Genomic DNA, 17,740 nt, shown 5'->3' with positions numbered 1-17,740 from the left:
TTCCTGCGGGCTTATTGGCCGGTATAGAGACGCGACACGTCGCGTCTCTATATCGTTCTACTCCTCCCGGGGCGTGGTGCTGGGGTTGCTGGTGGTGTCGGCGGGCTGCACCTCCGAGGGGGCCAGGGAGTTGCGCACCGGCGTTTTGCCCGGAGTGGTTTTGCCGGTGGGCTTGGTGGTAGTACCGGGTTTGGTAGTCGATTTAGGCGGGGTAGCCGGGGCCGACTTGGGCGTGGTTTTGGGCGGGGTCGGGGCCGGCGCGGCGGGGTCGGCGGGCAGGGCGGCGAGGCGCTCCTTGGCCCCGACCACCACCTCGGCTACCGGGAATTTGTTGTCGATGATGGAGTTGAGCGTGGCGCGGGCCTGGAAGATTTCGTTCTGCTCCCGGTACACGTCGGCAATCAGCAGGAAGGCCCGGCCCAGCCACAGATCGTAGTTGGCGAAGTCGGAGTTGCTCTTGTAGGCCGCGTCCAGGGCTTCGGGGTACTTCTTCTGCTGGTAGAGGGCGCTGGCAATGAGATACTGGGCTTCGGCCCCGCTTTCATCCTTGGCGGTAGCGGCGGCCGTGGTCAGCTCGCCGATGGCCTGCTCCAGGCTGCCGGCTTTGTAGCTGGCCTTACCCAGGTACAGCAGGGCCAGGTTGGTGGCGTTGAGCGAAGCGCCGCCCTGGGCCTGCAGCTCCTGGGCCACCCGGCGGGTGCCTTCCAGGTCGCCGGCCTCGTAGTAGCTCTTCATCAGCCCAATGCCTGCGTTGGCCACCTCGCGCTTGTTCTGCGACACTTCGCGCAGGCGGCCGTAGTACTTGGCGGCCTCGGCGTAGTTCTTGTTTTCAAACTCCAGGTCGGCCACCCGGCCCACGGCCCGGTTCACAAACTCGCTCTTGCCTTCCTCCACCACCGCTTTCAGGCGGGGCAGCGCGTCGGTTTTGCGGCCGGTGCGCAGGTAGGAGTCGGCTAGGAAGTAGCGGCCGTCGGCGGCCAGGGTGGTGCTGGGGTACTGCTGCAGGTAGCCTTCCAGGCGCGGAATGGCCTGGGCGTACTTCTCGGCCAGGTACAGCGACTTGGCGGCCTCAAACTCCACGCTTTCGGTGGCCTTGCTATCGGGGTTCTGCTGTTTGAACTGGGCCAGGTACTGGTCGAATTCCTCCGTTTTGCCCTGGGCGCTCAGGCTTTCCTGCAGGCTGTAGATGGCGCTGCTGGCGGCCTTGGTGCGCGGAAACTGGGTGAGCACCCGCTTGAAGTCCTCGGCGGCCTTGTCGTGCTGGTCCAGGTTCTGGTAGGCCACGCCGCGCTTCTGCAGAGCCTGCGGAATCAGGGCCGAGTTGGGGCGGTTGTTGATGAGCTTGGTAAAGCCATCCACGGCGGGCTGGAACGAGCCGGCCTCGTAATCGAGCTGGGCCTGCTGGTACACCGCGTCGTCGGCGTAGCGCGAGTTGGGCGAGGTTTTAAGCAGGGTGCTCAGCGTGGCGCCGGCTTCCTCCCGCTTGCCCAGCAGCCCCAGCACCACGCTTTTCTGGTAGTAGGCGTAGTCCTTATCGGCGGCGTTGGCCTGAATGACTTTGTTATACTGGTCCAGGGCCTGCTGGTACTGTTTGCCGATGTAGTAGGTGTCGCCCAGGCGCAGGGTCACGTCGTAGTAGTTGGCGTCGGCGGGCTTGGCCACGGGGTCCTGCAGCCAGGCCTGGAACTGCTGCCGGGCCCGGTCGTACTGCTTGGTGTTGTAGTAGGCGTAGCCCAGGCCGTAGCGGGCCTTCTGGTCGAAGTCGGTTTCGGAGGCCGAGCCGGTGCGGGCCGTGCGGGCGGCGGCGGTGTAGGCCGTAATGGCGGGCTGGTACTGCTGCCCGATGCTGTAGATTTCGCCTTTCAGTACCTGGGCGGCGGCGCGCAGGGCCTCGTCCTCGGGGTATTTCAGGCTCTTATCGAGCACCGGCAGGGCGTCCTGGTAGCGGTTGTCGTTGTAGAGGGTGGCCGCCTGCAGGTAGGCTACGCGCTGGTACGTGGCGTTGAGCTTCTGGCTCCGGTCGTCGAGGTTGTCGAGGTAATTGAGGGCCTGAGCGTAGTCGGAGGAGTTGAGGAAGCTCTGGCTTAGGATGTCATCGGCGGCGGCGCGGTTCTTGGAGCGGGGGTACCGCTTGCTAAATTCGCGCAGGGCGTTGATGACTTCCTGGGTGTTGCCCAGCTCGTAGCTTATCTGGGCGTACTTCAACGTAGCGTTTTCGGTAATCACCTTGTCGAAGGTGAGCTTGCGGGCCGCGTCAAACGAGTTCAGAGCCAACGGCTTTTGATTGGTTTTGAGGTAGCTCAGCCCCAGGTGGTAAGCCGCGTTCTGGCCCAGCGAGTCGCGGCGGGCGGCCACGCCCTTCAGGTTGCCGATGGCGCCCTTAAAGTCGCCTTGCTTGAAGTTGGCGTACCCGATTTTGTACTGCACCTCGGGCTCGATTTTCTTGCGGCCGGCGGCGTACTTGTCGAAGTACTCGGCGGCCTGCTTGAAGTCCTCCTTCTGATAGTAGGCGTCGCCCACCAGCAGTTGAATCTCGTCGGCGCTCTGGGGCGGCGGGGTCTGGCTCAGCACCGGAGTGGCGTATGCAATCAGCCCGTCGTAGTCGCCTTCCTTGTAGTAGATTTGGCTCATCACGGCCGGCACCACGGGCTTGTAGGCGTCGTTCTGCTCGGCCACGGCCAGGTCCTTGCGGGCCCCGGCGTAGTCGCCGGCGCGGTAGGCCAGGTAGCCGGCGTAGTAAGAGCTGGCGAAGCGGTACTGGTGGTTGCCGGCTTTGTTGCGGTCAAACTGCAGCTTGGCCTTGTCGAACTCCTTCTGGGCGAAGTAGGCGTAGCCGAGCTTAAACTCGGCCTCGGCCCGCTGGTCGTCAGTGAGGTTATCGGGGCCCACCTTCTGCAGGTAGTCGATGGCCCGCACGTAGTCCTTCTTGTCGAAGTAGAACTTGCCCAGCTCGAAGTAGGCCTGGGCGGCTTTGGGGTGGGCCGGGTTCTGGGTGGCGAAGGCCAGGATGCGGTCCTCGGCGTCGGGGTGGAATAGGTAGAGGCCGGCTACGGCGTAGTAGTACTCGGCATCCTGGGTGCGGCCGGGGGCCAGCTCGCCGGTGCGGCGCTGGGTGAGGTCGAGGTAGCGTTGGAAAGCCTGCTGGGCCGCGCCGTACTTGCCACGGTCGAATAGTTCGAGGCCTTCCTGGAAGTGGCGTTCATCAGCGGTGAACACCTGCGTTTGCTGGGCCGAAGCTGCCAGGGGGGCGGCAGCGGAAAGGGAGGCGGCCAGCGCCAAACGGGGTATAAACTTCATTGCGGGGCGTTACGGGAAACGGCTTACGCAGCCGGATATGGCCAAAAGTAGCGAAAACCCGGCTTGGGTTGCGGCGGGAATTGCCTTTTCGCTGCCGATAACGCCCTAAGCCACCCGTTTGGTGTAAGTTAACCGTCCGTGCAGGGTACCGCCTTACCTGTCTGCACCCGCTTATATCCCGCTTTCACCGGGCTACTGCGTAATCAGCAGCGGTTATGGTGTAGCTGAATCGGTTGGTATGCTCGCCCAGCGCTTCTACCTGATACTGCCCCAGTGACAGCAGATTACGCACCGGCTGACACTGTTCGGCCTGTTGCGCCTGGAGGCAGTAGTGCAGCTGCTGCTTTCCATCCTGAAACACCAACCGGACCGAATCACCCTGGGAAAACAGTTCCGGATAGGCGATGAGGCCCGCTCCGCCGTAGCTGACCCGCTCTACGCTGGCAGCATGCGGCAGCGACAGAATCAGGGGAGGCTGCTGCCGGTTCTGCGTGCGGTACACTCGCACTTCCACATCCTGTCCCGACTGGTTCGTAATGGTAAAAATTCCTTTCTGCTCCTCTTCGCCGATTTGCTGACAGGCGGCGAATGAGGCTACGAGGCTAGCCGCAGTGGCGTATTGCAGATACTTTTTCAGCATAACTATGGAGTAATAGACCTAGTGAACAAGCCGCAGCGGGGGTAGCCAAAAGTATAGAAAAATGCCCGCAGGTTGCGGCGAATCCATTTTTTGTCCTGGTAGAACGACTATTACCTCGGTTTCTTACCTAGTTTTACTGGCTTTTTCCGAAGCAGTTTGAATTTCCACATCTACATCCCTCCTTTATTCAGCGCTTTCTATGCGTCAACGCTTACCTCTTTTCCTAGCCGGTAGCCTGCTGCTGCCGACTCTGTCGGGCTTCGCGCAGTCTTTCCCGGTTTTTCCGCAACCCATCGGCTACGGCGTCGGCTCTCCCTACCCCGAAACGCCCCGCAGCGTAGTAGCCGTTGATTTAAACCGGGACGGCCGACCGGATGTGGCAACGGCGAACCTAGTGGGAAGCACTGTAGGGGTACTATTGAATGGCGCTACCAGTACACTAGGGCCCGTGACTACTTATGCCGTGGGGAATCGGCCAAACGCTATTGTGGCCGCTGATTTTAATGGCGACCTGTACCCCGACCTAGCCGTAACATCCTACGGAGGGCAGTCGGTATCGGTGTTGCGCAACGACCGTTCCGGTCGCTTCAATGCGGCCGTCAACTACCCAACCCCTAACAATGCCGCTGCCTATGACTTGGCGGCCGGCGACCTGACGGGGGATGGCCGTCCGGATCTGGCCGTCCTCAGCTCCGCGGCAGGAACTACCCAGCTGAGCATCTTAGCGAGCCTGAGCAACGGGACGTTCGCGGAAGCCGGGACCCTGCTCACCCTGCCCCAGGGGGCGGAGGGCATTGCCATAGCCGATATGAATGCCGATGGTAAGGCGGATGTAATCGTTTCGAATGGTGCCACGGCTACCTTTGAAGTGCTACGCAATGCCGGCAACGGCGTACTTACGTCCGTGGGGCGCTATCCGGGCGCGCAGGACGGGATAGAGCTATTGGTGGCTGATTTTAACGGGGATGGCCGCCCGGACGTGGCGCAGGCCGACTTTGCCAACGCGGCCACTATTACCCTGGCCACGGCCACCGGCTTTGCGGTCCCTGTAAGCTACCCGGCCGGCCTGGGCTCTACGGGCATTACCAGCGCCGATGTGAATGCCGATGGCTTTCGGGACGTCATCGTATCCAATAGCCGCAGCAACGACGTCACCATCCTGTTGGGCTCGGCTACCGGTGCGTTTACGTCGGTCGGTTCCTTTGCCGCCGGAGTAACGACTTATGATGTAGCCGTGGCGGACCTGACGGGCGACGGCCGCCCGGACCTGGTTACGGCCAATTACGTCCAGACGGTTTCCCAGTCGCTGAGCGTGTTACCGGGCCTGGGCAACGGCCGGTTCGCCGCCGCCACCTCTACTGCTATCAACGCTCCCAATGGTCCGCTGCGGCTGGCCCAGGGCGACCTGAACGCCGATGGGCGGCCCGATGTGGTAACGGTAAGCGGCCTTTCGCCTATGGCCAGCAACCTAGCCGTGCTACTCCGTCGGCCCGATGGCACCCTAGATCCTGCAGTTACCTATCCGGTTGGCAGCCAGCCCGAAGCGGTAACGCTGGCAGATGTAAATGGCGACGGCCGGTTGGATGTGGTAACGGCGAACCGCGGGGCAGCTTCGCTCTCGGTCCTGCTAAACCCTGCCGGAACGGGCGTACTTTCCCAGGCTACGACCATCAGCGTACCGGGCAACCCCACAGGTGTGGTAGCCGCCGATTTCAATGCGGACGGCCGCCCGGACCTGGCCGTATCCGGGGCTACCGGCAACTCGGTGGCAGTTCTTCTCAACATCGGAAACGGCCAGTTTGCTAGTCCGCTTACACTACCGACGGGCGCGTTTTCCACTGGGCTGGTAGCCACCGATGTGGATGCCGACGGCCGGCTCGACTTGGCAGCCGCTCACTCTACCGGTCCAATAGCCGTTCTGCGGAACCTTGGTACCGGGCAGTTTGCGGCCCCCAGTGTTATTGCCGCCAGCGGGGCTCCCGTACAGATTATTGCGGCCGACCTGACGGGTGACAACCGCCCCGAGTTGCTGACCAGCAGCGAAGGCCGGTCGCCGGTGGTAGTGTTGCGGAATGATGGCAGCGGCCAGTTTCAGGTGGAGCCCCAGCCGAACGGCTTTTACTCCAGCGGCCTGAGCGTGGCGGACATCTATGGCGATTCGCAGCCGGAGGTGCTGGTGACCAGTGCTCGCAATAACGAAGTCTCCATCCTACGCAATACCAACGGCGTCCTGTCGTTTGGCGTCATACTAGTCGTGAGCGGAGCACCGTATGATGTGGCAGTAGCCGATGTAAATGCTGATGGCCGCCCCGATCTTACAGTGGCCAACCTAGGAGCCAGCGCGGTGAATACGTTCCTGCAAGGAGGCGGCACTGTTACCAGTAGCCAGACAATGGTAGCTGCTACAGACCAGTGGCTGGTGTATCCCAATCCGGCCGCTGACCGCCTGCACCTGCGCTTTTCCGGGGCTAATTTCACTTCCTCTTATCGGGCAGAGCTGTTGGACGCGACTGGCCGGATAGTGCTTAGCACTGTTTTGGACGGTCACCTATCAGCACAGGAATTACAGGTAGAAAAAATAGCCCGCGGCTCCTACGTTTTGCGGCTCACCAGTGCTTCGACCTCACTTATCCGTCACATCCTCCTTCGATAAGATCCCCTTTTTTTATTCTGCCAAACGGCTGGAATGCAAGCTCGCGCTGGTGCATTCCAGCCGTTTTTTTGTAGGCTGTTCACACTATTTCTGGGTAGTAGGCATGCTTACAGCAGGCCGTTGGCGAGGTACTACTAGCAAAGACCGGCATATGTATAGACCAACAGAGCAGAAAGAGGCACATCCAGGAATAAGGCACCAGGAATTATTATGTGTGAGTTAGAGAAGATTGGTCGCAAAAGCTCTACGCCATTACATTTAGAATCTGTCAATAGCACTTTATCACTTATGCCTCGTATTCATTTGCTACTCCCGCTGCTGTTGGCGGCATGCTCCTCGCCTGCTGTCAGCCAGTCTCACTTCCCGCATAACCCGGCCGTTTCCGATGCCCAGGGCCACCCGCGGGATTCCAGCACGTTTTATTTCCCCAAGGTAGCTATGCTACCCAGACATGTTCCTCGTACCGGCTCCCCAGAAGCCGATGAGCAGGCTGACCAAGCCAAAGACTGCCGATTTACACTAAGTAATGCCTCAACCAATTTGATCTTCTTCGGAGCGCCGGTATTGTCGAATTATTACCTGGGCCACGACATGTACCGATTTCTGTGGCTGCGTTCCTTCGAGCGGCCGGTGCTTATCACGCTTACCCGCCAAGGCAGCGGTGCCACGCTACGCACCCAATGGCTGAGCAAATGGGCTGGGCTGCCCAAGGTCCGGCTCAGCAGCATTGATTTCACCTCTTCCAACCAGTCACCGGCTGAGCGGGAACGGCTGCGGGCAGCTGATCGAGCTTCCCGCGCTGACCCTGAAGTTCTGCGCAATCTGGCCGAAATGAACCGCCGGGCCGAGCGGGTGCCGCAGTTGGAAACAACCCGACCCATCACGCCGCTGCAGTGGCAACAGTTTGAGCGACTGTTGCAGCAGTGCCGCTTCCAACAGCAAGTAACCTGCGGGCTGCATACCGTAACGGACGGAGCTTACTGGATTCTGGAGGCCCACACGGCCGGCGGCTACCACGCGGTATTCCGCCATAGCCCCGATAAGCAGGACGGCTTCCGCCAAGCCTGCGAATATCTGATTGGCTTGAGTTCGGCACGGAAGGAAGAACGATATTAAGTAGGCCGCGTCTTACTCCTCCACCCCGACTTCCTGACTTTGTTCCGCTTCCTGACCCGGCAGCGGGCCGGGAGGTGACATGCCTCATTTTAACTCCTCTCCGCTATGCGCTCGGCTACCGTGGCTGACCAGGAGCACGGCGCGGGCCAGTTGAGCTACCTCTGGCAGTGCTACCTGCACCATGCCGACTACGAGCACCCCGAACCCACGCAAACCACGCCCACCGGCAGCCTCACGACCTCGGCGCTGGGCTGCGGGGCCGAAACCTACTACTACCGCGTTGTGCTGACTGTGACGGATGCCGCCGGCCTAGCTACCACCTAGGAAATCCGGCTGAACCCGGATTGCAGCACCGCCCCGGCCTACACCTTTTACTGGGCCGTGAACCCAGCCGGCTCCTACCGCGTGTGGGCCTAGGTGTGGGAGGACAACAACGCGGAAACCTTCTCGCTGGCCCTCAATGGGCAAACCGTGCAGACGAACTACAACAGCGGCCCGGCCGGCACCTGGCAAAAGCTCGGGCCCTTTGACGTCACGGTGTCTACCGGCTCCCTACAACTCACTACATTCGACGGCATCTGCAACCTCTCAGGTCTGGAAGTCTGGTAGGCCACCGGCACGCCGGCTGCCCGGCCGCTGGCGGCGGCCACCCGCCCGACGGACGCTACCCCTCACATTTCCGCTGGCCCAGGGGCAGCTGCGCGTACCCGTGGGCAGCACCCAGGCCGAGCTGGATATTGCTACCGTACCGCTGAGCACCGGCCTTTACTATATACACCTCACCGGAGCCCGATCCTCACCCATCCAGTACAAACTACTGCATTAGTGCTACTTATTCGCGGGTTGGTCCCCTCTGCCCCGAAGAAAGGCCTGTATTTCTGCTGCTCGTGCCGCTGCCCGCGCAACGTTTCATGGAGTTTGGCACTCCAGAGAGAACATTTCCTTCTTCCATGCGCGCACTATTCATTCTGTTACTACTCTTCTGTTTGACGTTTACTTCCTTCGCTCAGCCCACCGTGCTGCACGGCCTAGTGCTCGATGCCGCTACCCAAAACCCGGTACCATTCGCCTCGGTGGGCGTGGCTGGCCGGCCCTTTGGCACGGTGGCCGATGAGGTGGGTCGCTTCCGGTTTCAGCTGCCCGATTCGGTGCAACAGCCAGTGGTGGTGTCCTGCGTGGGGTACCAAGCGCAGCCCGTGCCGCTGCGGAGCCTGCAGACGGTGGCCGAGTCGGTTATCCGGCTGCAGCCGGCCGCGCAGCAACTCGGGGCCGTTACCATCCGACCCGGAAAAGTGCGCACCCACACCTTTGGGCGCACCGCCAGCAGCACCTTCATGACGGCCCGCCTCTACACTGAGCCCGGGGCCGGGCAGGATGAGCGGGCCCGCGAGCAGGGTACCATCGTGCCCATCAGCCCCGATTGTCACCTGCGCGACGTGAACCTGCACGTGGCCTTCAACCGGTTCCGGGCGGTAACGTTCAGGCTGCTGCTGTACCGGGTGCGCAACGGGCTGCCCGCCGAGCCCCTGCCCCAGCCGGATATCCGCTTCACCGTAACCCAACCCCGGGGGTGGGTAAAAGTCGATTTGCAGCCCTATCACCTAGTCTTGCCAGAGCTGCGGGAAGTAGCCGTGACCGTGCAGTGGCTGCGCAGTGATGCGGCCCCCGATAGCGCCAAGGGCTTCGCCTTTTCGGCCGTGCCGCTGCCGGGCCACAGCATTCTTACCCGCTCCAAAAGCGAGGCCCAGTGGCAGCAGACCGCGCCCGGCTACCTCAGCCTCTACCTCACGGCCGACACGTACGCCGACACCTCCCGCGCCACCGCCTTAGCCCCCCTTTCCGACACCCCGGCCGCTGCTGCTCCCGATGCGCCAGCCCAATACGCGCTGCCGGATAGCCTCAACTACCTGCGGTACGGCTCCGGCCCGGCCCTTCCCAACTCCGCCCGCTACGGCAGCAACCCGGCCGCCGGCCACTACGTGCCGGTCCAGGGCGGGCGGCTCTATTACGAGCGGTACGGGAAGGGTCAGCCGCTGCTGCTGCTGCACGGCAATGGCCAGTCGGTGACCGCTTTCCAGTTGCAGATTGCCGAACTGGCCAGCCATTTCGAGGTTATTGCCCTTGATACCCGCGCTCAGGGCCGCAGCCAGGATTTCACCACCACGCCGCTTACCTACGACCTGTTTGCCGAAGATGTCCGTCAGCTGCTCGACTCTTTGCACCTGCAGCAAGTAGATATCCTTGGTTGGAGCGACGGCGGCAATACAGCCCTGAAACTGGCACTTGCCCACCCCACCCGCGTGCGGCGCATGGCCATCATGGGAGCCAACCTGTTCCCGACTGCCGAGGCCCTGGAGCCGGCCCTGCTCCGGCAGTTCCGGCAGCAGCTGGCAAATACTCAGCCCGCCACCGGCAACCCCGCCCGTCTGCTCCGACTGCTGCTCCAAGAGCCCCAGCTCACCTTCGCTCAGCTAGGCGGCCTTGCCACGCCCACGCTGGTACTGGCCGGGCAGCACGATGTAGTGCTGGAAGCCCACACCCGCGCCATTGCCCGGGCTTTGCCGCACAGCCAGCTGGTTATTTTCCCCGGGGCCACGCATTACGCGCCGCAGGAAGTGCCTGTGGTATTTAACGCAACAGTCCTGCGGTTTTTCCGGCAGCCGCAAGGGGCAGCAAAGCCGGTGAGTCCGTCGCGTTAGGCGCCGCCGTAGCTCAGGCGTCCAGCCGGGCCAGCGTTATCTCATCCTGGGTGAAGTCGAACTGCTTTTTATCGACCTGACCCTGGCAGCTGACGACGCGGGGCGGGGCCAGCTTGCCTTTGCGGCCGGCTTCCACCTCTACCTCGCCCGCCACCTGCACCACGGCCACTGCTTCATCGTTGCGCCGTAGCTCCCAGGAGCCTGCCGCCACGGCCCCGGTGAGGTAGCCGACGATGAACACCTCCTTCGGCGACATCTGAATAATATCAACTACTTGCATATGCGGTGAGGTCTGGAGCATGGCGGGCGGGGTTAAAAACGGCGTAAAGCTGCAGCTTTTATCGGGAAGCCGTTTTGTAGTTACTGGCACTACTGCCTCACTCCCCCTACCCGACTACCCCACCAGTTCCAGCAGCTCCCGGGGCGAGAGGGACTTGAGCAGGGCGGCATCGGTGCGGATCAGGTCCTGGGCCAGTTCCTGCTTCGACTCCTGCAGCTGGCGGATTTTGTCCTCCACGGTATCGGGGCAGATGAGGCGCACCGCCACCACGGGCTTGTTCTGCCCAATGCGGTAGGCGCGGTCAATGGCCTGATTTTCCACGGCGGGGTTCCACCAGGGGTCCACTAGGTACACGTAGTCGGCACGGGTGAGGTTGAGGCCGGTCCCGCCGGCTTTCAGGCTGATGAGAAACACCCGCACTTCGTCCTGCTCCTCAAACGCCCGCACCACGGCGGCGCGCTGCCGCGTCTGCCCGGTCAGGTACTGGTACGGAATATCGTGGGCCTCCAGCATGGGCCGGATGAGGTCGAGCATGCCCACAAACTGCGAGAAAACGAGGATTTTGTGCTGCGGAGCGTGGTTCTGAATTTCCTCCAGCAACACCGCCAGCTTGGCCGAGGCGGCACCGTAATCGGGCAGATCCGGCAACAGGGCCGGCGAGTCACAGATCTGGCGCAGCCGCGTGAGGCCGGCCAGCACGGAGGCGTGGTTGCGGGCCGTAACGTCTTCTCGCTGGCCCAGCAGCAGGTTCCGAAAATCCTGTCGGCAGGCGTCGTACACGCGGCGCTGCTCGGCCGGCATTTCGCAGTAGAGCACCATTTCCGTCTTCTGGGGCAGCTCAGGAGCTACCTGGGCCTTGGTGCGGCGCAGCACGAAGGGCCGGATTTTGCGGTGCAGCTCCCGGGCCACCGGCTCTTCCCCAAATTTATCAATGCGCGTAGCATACCGGGCCCGGAACTGCCGCAGGCTGCCCAGCAACCCCGGGCAGGTAAAGGAAAGCAGCGCGTACAGGTCGTAGGTGTTGTTTTCGATGGGGGTGCCGGTGAGTACCACCCGGCCCCGGCTGCGTAGCTGGCAGGCCGCCCGGTACCGTTGGGAGGCCGGGTTCTTGATGGCCTGGGCTTCGTCCAGAAATACGTACTCAAACTCCTGCGCCTTCAGCCGGGACAGGTCCGAAACCAGCGTGCCGTACGTCGTCAGTACCAGGTCAGCGGCGCCAAAATCCGGTGGTTGCCGGCGGCGGCCGGCCCCGTGCCACGTCAGCACCCGCAGGCCGGGTGCAAACCGGGCGGCTTCGGCCTGCCAGTTAAACACCAGGGACGTGGGCACCACCACCAGGCAGGGCCCCGGGCGGCCCTGCGCGCGCAGGTGCAGTACAAAGGCCAGCACCTGCAGCGTCTTGCCCAGCCCCATATCATCGGCCAGCCCCCCCCCGAACCCGAAGGCATCCAGGAAATTCAGCCAGTTAAGGCCCTCCCGCTGATAGTCACGCAGGGTAGCACGCAACCCGGCCGGGACGGGCACCGGCGTAATGCCCCGGAAATCGGCCACGGCCGTCCGGATGCCGGCCAGCCGGGCCTGGGCAGTAGGCATCAGTTCCTCGGCAGCGTACAGCTCCTCCACGGCCGCAAAGCCTGCAGGTGGCGTGCGGAGCTGGTTTTCCACCACCTCTCCGGCCGCAAAGTAGCGGGCAAACCGCGCCAGCCACTCGGGCGGCAGTACACCGTGGCTACCGTCATCGAGCACCACGTAACGGCGGCGGTTGCGCACGGCCTGGCTGAGCTGAGGCAGCGTGGCGTGCTGCCGCCCGAAACGCACCGCCAGCCTAGTATCAAACCAGTTCGTCTCGCTACTGACCTGCACCGACACCTCGGCCCGGTGCGGATTGAGCCGGTTGCCCTGCAGCTGCCGGAACCCCAGCACCTTGATACCGCCCGCCCGCCAGTCGGCCAGCGCGGCCAGCACTCGGTCTTCGTCGAGAAACCGGGCCCGGGCCAGATAAAACGAATCCTGGGTTTGCTGATCGGCCAGCTCGGGCCAGTGGTGCAACAGGGCGGCCGTCAGCCGGTCTTCAGCCGCACCGTCACGAGCTACCGCAAACGGCTTTCCCAGGGCATCCGTGGCCTGTAGCTGGCGTTTTGAGAGGACCGGCACTTCCCGCTCGCCGTAGCGCATGGCAGCCAGTAGCTCCACGTGGGGGCCGGCGTCGGAAAGGTAGAGCAGCGGCTCCGGCGTTGCCCCAAAACCGGCGGCGGCCAGCTGCCGACGGGTAGCGGGGCGCAGGTAGGCGTAGTGGATGTGCAGACGGTCTTCCAGCCCCTGCAGCACCTCAGCCCGGAATTCGGCAAACTTCGACTCGTGCACCAGCAGGGCGTTGTTACGCTGCTGGAAGAACTCCACTACCCGCCAGACATCCAGGTCATCGAGCAGGTACAAATCGTCGTGCAGGGCCACAAAGTACTCGTAGTGGATGGTCAGGGCCTGCAAGTCGAGGGCCTGATCCTGCACCAGCAGCTGGCCGGTTATCTGATAAAACGCGTCCTGTTGCGCTACGTGCAACCGCAGCTCCAGCCGCCCGCCGTGCAGCCGTACGGGCCGCAGCGTCGGAGCCGTCAGCTTCTCGCCGGCCGGGGCCTGATGCACGAATATGGGCAGCCCCGGTGGGTTACGCACCACGGCCCGCAGCGCCTCCACTGCGGCCGGGGTCCGGGCCTCGTCGTAGTTATGCTGAAAGCGGGCCAAACCGGTGTAGAACTTCAACTCCGCCAGGTTAGTGAGCTGCCAGATGCCATCCAGCGGGTTGAGCAGGGTAAGCGGATTTTTAAGCTTACCAGCGGCTGTCAGCGCGGCTTCGGCCAGGTGCAGGGTAAGGTGCCCGTAGTAGCGGTGGCGCGCCAGCACCAGCAGCCGCTGGCCACCCGTAGCTGCTGCCGGTGTCGGCGGCGGGGGCAACAGGCGGCGCACCATCTCCTGGTTGGCAACGGGTGTTACAGGCAGCAGATCGGGGCGGCGCGGAATGACCGTTGTCCCGGTGGCAGCATACGTCAGCTGGAAGTGCTCCTCAAGGTCTGGAGCATGCTCCAGACCGTATTCCCGGGCGGCGGCCAGCAGTTGGTTCTGGCGCAGCGGCGCATCAAAGAATACACGCAGTTCCGGGCGGTTGATCAAGGCCAATACCATCTGGGCCTGGGTTTCGCATAGGTTCTCTCCTACTGTCCCGCAAGTGCACGCCAGCGTCAGACCCGCCGCCGTCTGCTGCACCTCTACCACCGTTTCTTCACCCAAACTGCGCCTTACCAGCTGCGCGGCATTGACTTCCACTTCCAGCACGGCCAGGGCGCGCTGAACGTGGGTATCGGGCACAAAGCTACGGGGAGCAAGGCGCAGTACCTGCGGCAACGTTAGACCAGGAAGCTGCTGCAGCAGGAAAGAAATGTGCGGCGCTGGCTCGGTGAGTTGCGGCATCGATTTGTTAATTTTCCTTTTTCCAGATGCGGAGTAAGAATAGCATAGATAGAGCGGCAGCATCGAAAAAACACCTGAGTTCCTCTGCGTAGCAATCAAACCAGACTACCTATCCGCAGTATCCGCCTTGATGCGGGAATCGAACCGGAACTCCTCCCGGGCTATGATGCGGATACGCTTGAAATCGGGGTGGCGGCTGTGCAGGATATAGTTGAACTCCTGGGGCACGATGGATGAGGGCACGCGCAGCACCGCCGAGCTGCGGCGGCGGTACCAGGCGTCACCGAGGGGCTGTCACACAGCGTAGCGGCTGGCTTTTTCCCAGTTGACAGGCAACTGAGTGGGCGTAATTTCCTCGATGAGCACGTCGTCGGGCACTTCAATCACCAGCACCCGAAACTGGTCGGTGAGGCCTTCGCCGCTGCGGTGCACCACGTTTTCCAGGCAGGCCAACGCACGGGTGGCAGCCGTGTAAATCACAAACTGATCCTTGAAATTCCAACGCGCCCGGTAGCCCGAGGCGAACAGGTCATCGGCGTACTTGGCCAGACAGATGCGGTATACCAGCATGCAGATTCCCCGGTTACGACAAGTCGCCGTAGGCGATGCGCGTGAGCTCCTCAGCTACTAGGTCAATGCCGCCGCTGGTTTCCAGCAGCCGCAGCGGAATCTCGCCGTCGAGGCCGTGAGCGGGCTTATCCAGCCAGCGCAGAAACGCGGCCGCCTCGCCAAATACCTCTAGGCCCAGGTTGTAGAGGCTGATGATTTTAAGCGTTTTCTCGCTACTAGCCGCACTCAGCGGCTTTTTTTCCTGCGAATACGTGCGCAGCGTTTTGGTCGACAGCTCGTAGATAGCCTCCAGCTCGTTGGCCTGCAAATGAAACGCCTCGGCCACCTCGAAAGCCGTAGCGGCTGGTACACCCTTGCGCGCCTCCATCACCAAGGCAAACGAATCCTGCCCGGCCAGGCTCCAGGCCGCCCATTTTTTGCGCAAAGCGGTTGGTGTAGGAGCCGTGGTTTTGGGTTGATGAGCAGGTGTGGCCATGAGAAGTTCCAGTTAGCGAATCGAACTTATAGAAATTTTTCTGATTAACGAGGAAAAATTTCCTTTGGTTCTATACATCACCAATCTTGGTGCGTAACCAACAGCCACAACAAAAGCCCGCCGGTTTCAGCAAGGTAGAAACGAAACCGGGCGGGCTTTTGTTGTGGCTGGAAAACCGCCTGAGCGCCTTAGATAGCTACGCTGTTCAGAGCTTTTTCCAGGGCGGTGTCCTGCACCCCGGGTACGGCAACGCCCTCTACCCGCGCCACGGTTACATCGGTCATGCCAATGAAGCCCAGCACGGCTTTCAGATAGGGTGCTACAAAATCGTAACCAGCGGCCGGCCCTTCCGAATAGATGCCGCCGCTGGACATGGCCACGTACACTTTCTTGCCCGTTACCAGTCCCTGCGGAGCTCCATCAACATACTGGAACGTGATGCCGGCGCGGGCAATGTGGTCAATCCAGGCTTTGAGCGTGGACGGGATGCCGAAGTTGTAGAGCGGCGCGCCGATAACGATGACGTCGGCGGCCTGCAGCTCAGCAATGGCATCGTCGGAGTGACGGGCGGCTTCCTGCTGCTCGGGCGTGCGGTTGGCGGGCGGCGTGAAGAAGGACTGCAGCTTGGCCTCTTCCAGTTGCGGGAAGGGATGGGTAGCAAGGTCCCGGGTGGTTACGGTGCTGCCGGGGTTGGCAGCCTGCAGCTTCTCGATAATGCCGTTGGCCAGCTTAATGCTGAAGGAAGCGCCGCCGCGTGGGCTGGAAATGACGTTCAGAATGTTCATGCTACTGATTTTTAGAGATGTAAGAAAAACTCCCCGGCCTTGCGGAAGCACGTCGAACCCGTTCCGTAGGTGCGGCAGCCAAGCCTGACTGCCGGCAAGCCAAGTCATTTATCCATGTCTGTACATCAAATGTATACACATTGTTTTAGCTAATCATCTTTTTTGCTTCGGCACGTGCTTTTGTTACTGAGCAGTCCGGAGCTGCTTGCCGTGTACGTCGTCCCTTCCGCCACTTTAAGCTACACACAGCCACCGCCAACCGGCATACAGTGCCGCCGCCAGCAACAGCCCGAAACAACCGAGCCGGCGCGCCTTGTCGCCCATCATCAACCGCTGGGTATAGACGGCCGCTGCTGGTTCAGGCAGAAAATACCCCCGCCACGCTCCTTCCGGCTCCGACAGCACCCATACCTCCCGGCACGTCGGGCATGCATACCGCACGACCGGGTCCGACGCAGCCGGCAGCAACGTCAGCGGCTTGCGGGGCAGTTGTTGCGCAAACGCCTCGTATTCCCACCACGAGGGAAAGCCGGATACTCCGGCCGGGAAGCAGTCAGGGCACATTTTTTCGGGAACGAGGTTTCAGAATGAAGTGGCAGCAACCGCCTGATGTAGATACGCGACCTACTGCCCCACCACCGCGTGCAGCGGCACCGGGTGGATGATCAGCCAGATTAGCTCCCGCAGGATTTCCCCGTCGGTCATGGAGCCCGAGTCGATGCCTTTGCTTTGGGCGTCGGCGCGTCTTATTAAGTGCACAATGTCGCGGGTGCGGTGGAAGTCAAACACCTTCAGGCCGGTCTGGTAGTCTTTGCGCTGGATGGGGAAGCGCAGGCCCATTTTCAGCCAGTCGGCTTCCGAGGGGTTGGGATTCTGATGCAGCGCCAGCAGCCGGGAGAAGTAGTTGAACAGCAGCGTCAGGTTCGGGATGAGCGGGTTGTTCTTGGGGTTGGCCTCGAAGTAGAGCAGGATGCGGTTGGCCTTGAGCACGTCGCGGCGCACCAAAGCGCTCTGCAGTTCGAAGATGTTGTACTCCTTGCTGATGCCCACCATGCGCTGCACCAAGTCCTCATCGATGCTGTGGCCGGGCAGCAGGTTGATGAGCATCTTGTCTACCTCGTTGGTGAGGCGGCCCAGCTCCCCGCCGATGTACTCAGCCAGCATAACCGTGGCCTGAGGCGTAATCTGCTGGTTTTTCGAGCGCACGTAGGTGCTCAGCCAGGGCGCCACTTGGTTGTCGTAGAGCTTCTTGCTGGTCATGAGCACGGTGCCGGCGGGCGCGGGCTCCTTTTTGTCGCCGGCCAGCAGCTTGCCCAGCTTCTTGCGCGCATCCAGGGTTTTATGCTTGTAGCAGAACACCAGCACAGTGCTCTGCAGCGGGTTGCGCAGGTACGCCTCCAGAAACGGCCACGACTTTTCCGCCTCCAGGTCGGCCACGGCCTGGGCCTCCTTCACGATGACCACCGAGCGTTCGGCCATCATCGGGAAGCGCTTGGCTTGGCCCAGGATGCCGGCCACGTCGGTATCCTTGCCGTAGAGCACCACTTGGTTGAAGCCTTTGTCATGCTCGGGCAGCACGTGCTTTTCCAGCAAATCAGCCAACAGATCAATGTAATACGGCTCCTCGCCCTGCAGGAAATACACGGGCGCGAACTGCCGCTGCTGGAGCTGCTTCAGGATTTCGTCGGGTGTGAGGGTCAAGGGGGAAGTTGTGAAGTTGTGAGGTTGTGAAGGCCAACGGGGCGCTATTCCGCCACTGC

13 protein-coding genes and 1 pseudogene are annotated in these 17,740 nt (G+C 62.0%); 5 read left to right on the top strand and 9 right to left on the bottom strand.

Going from position 1 to position 17,740, the window contains the following annotated elements; translation table 11 throughout:
- Positions 1–57: 57 nt before the first annotated feature.
- Both HSW_RS11820 and HSW_RS11815 read right to left on the bottom strand, forming a co-directional pair.
- Entirely contained in the window at positions 58–3,297 is a 3,240-nt protein-coding gene (locus HSW_RS11820; protein ID WP_044002097.1) for a tetratricopeptide repeat protein, read from the bottom strand.
- A gap of 184 nt (positions 3,298–3,481) precedes the next feature.
- Entirely contained in the window at positions 3,482–3,937 is a 456-nt protein-coding gene (locus tag HSW_RS11815; protein ID WP_044002096.1) for a hypothetical protein, read from the bottom strand.
- Between the two features lie 199 nt (positions 3,938–4,136).
- Here HSW_RS11815 and HSW_RS11810 point away from each other — a divergent pair, with 199 nt between their 5' ends.
- The 5 genes from HSW_RS11810 (at position 4,137) to HSW_RS23805 (ending at position 10,405) form a co-directional block, all read left to right on the top strand.
- Positions 4,137–6,590 carry an FG-GAP-like repeat-containing protein gene (locus HSW_RS11810; RefSeq protein ID WP_044002095.1) on the top strand — a complete coding sequence of 818 codons (2,454 nt, stop codon included), beginning with the start codon at positions 4,137–4,139 and terminating at the stop codon, positions 6,588–6,590.
- A 288-nt stretch (positions 6,591–6,878) separates the two neighbouring features.
- On the top strand, positions 6,879–7,706 hold the full coding sequence (locus tag HSW_RS11805; RefSeq protein ID WP_155832944.1) for a hypothetical protein: 828 nt from the start codon (positions 6,879–6,881) through the stop codon (positions 7,704–7,706).
- Positions 7,707–7,811: 105 nt separating this feature from the next.
- A complete protein-coding gene (locus HSW_RS11800; RefSeq protein WP_044002093.1) occupies positions 7,812–8,030 on the top strand; it encodes a hypothetical protein in 219 nt (72 codons plus the stop codon).
- Positions 8,031–8,123: 93 nt separating this feature from the next.
- Positions 8,124–8,315, top strand: a complete 192-nt coding sequence (locus HSW_RS11795) for a hypothetical protein (RefSeq protein WP_044002092.1) — start codon at positions 8,124–8,126, stop codon at positions 8,313–8,315.
- Between the two features lie 341 nt (positions 8,316–8,656).
- A complete protein-coding gene (locus tag HSW_RS23805; RefSeq protein ID WP_197031993.1) occupies positions 8,657–10,405 on the top strand; it encodes an alpha/beta fold hydrolase in 1,749 nt (582 codons plus the stop codon).
- Positions 10,406–10,418: 13 nt separating this feature from the next.
- Here HSW_RS23805 and HSW_RS11785 read toward each other — a convergent pair whose 3' ends face one another.
- The 7 genes and pseudogenes from HSW_RS11785 to holA form a co-directional block, all read right to left on the bottom strand.
- Positions 10,419–10,706 (bottom strand): hypothetical protein, encoded by a 288-nt coding sequence (locus HSW_RS11785; protein ID WP_044002091.1) that lies wholly within the window; start codon positions 10,704–10,706, stop codon positions 10,419–10,421.
- Positions 10,707–10,799: 93 nt separating this feature from the next.
- Positions 10,800–14,150 (bottom strand): DEAD/DEAH box helicase, encoded by a 3,351-nt coding sequence (locus HSW_RS11780; RefSeq protein ID WP_052346374.1) that lies wholly within the window; start codon positions 14,148–14,150, stop codon positions 10,800–10,802.
- A gap of 105 nt (positions 14,151–14,255) precedes the next feature.
- Positions 14,256–14,720, bottom strand: a pseudogene (locus HSW_RS11775) (RES family NAD+ phosphorylase).
- A 13-nt stretch (positions 14,721–14,733) separates the two neighbouring features.
- On the bottom strand, positions 14,734–15,195 hold the full coding sequence (gene parS, locus HSW_RS11770) for a type II RES/Xre toxin-antitoxin system antitoxin (RefSeq protein ID WP_081768382.1): 462 nt from the start codon (positions 15,193–15,195) through the stop codon (positions 14,734–14,736).
- Between the two features lie 188 nt (positions 15,196–15,383).
- Positions 15,384–15,980 (bottom strand): FMN-dependent NADH-azoreductase, encoded by a 597-nt coding sequence (locus tag HSW_RS11765; RefSeq protein WP_044002090.1) that lies wholly within the window; start codon positions 15,978–15,980, stop codon positions 15,384–15,386.
- Between the two features lie 234 nt (positions 15,981–16,214).
- On the bottom strand, positions 16,215–16,544 hold the full coding sequence (locus HSW_RS11760; RefSeq protein WP_044002089.1) for a hypothetical protein: 330 nt from the start codon (positions 16,542–16,544) through the stop codon (positions 16,215–16,217).
- A gap of 60 nt (positions 16,545–16,604) precedes the next feature.
- Positions 16,605–17,681, bottom strand: coding sequence for a DNA polymerase III subunit delta (gene holA / locus HSW_RS11755; RefSeq protein ID WP_044002088.1), 1,077 nt, complete (start codon positions 17,679–17,681; stop codon positions 16,605–16,607).
- Positions 17,682–17,740 lie beyond the last annotated feature (59 nt).

The sequence above is a fragment of the Hymenobacter swuensis DY53 genome, from assembly GCF_000576555.1.
Taxonomy (GTDB): Bacteria; Bacteroidota; Bacteroidia; order Cytophagales; family Hymenobacteraceae; genus Hymenobacter; species Hymenobacter swuensis.
The sequence above is the reverse complement of the archived record's forward strand: the minus strand, read 5'-3'. Positions and strand labels throughout refer to the sequence as shown.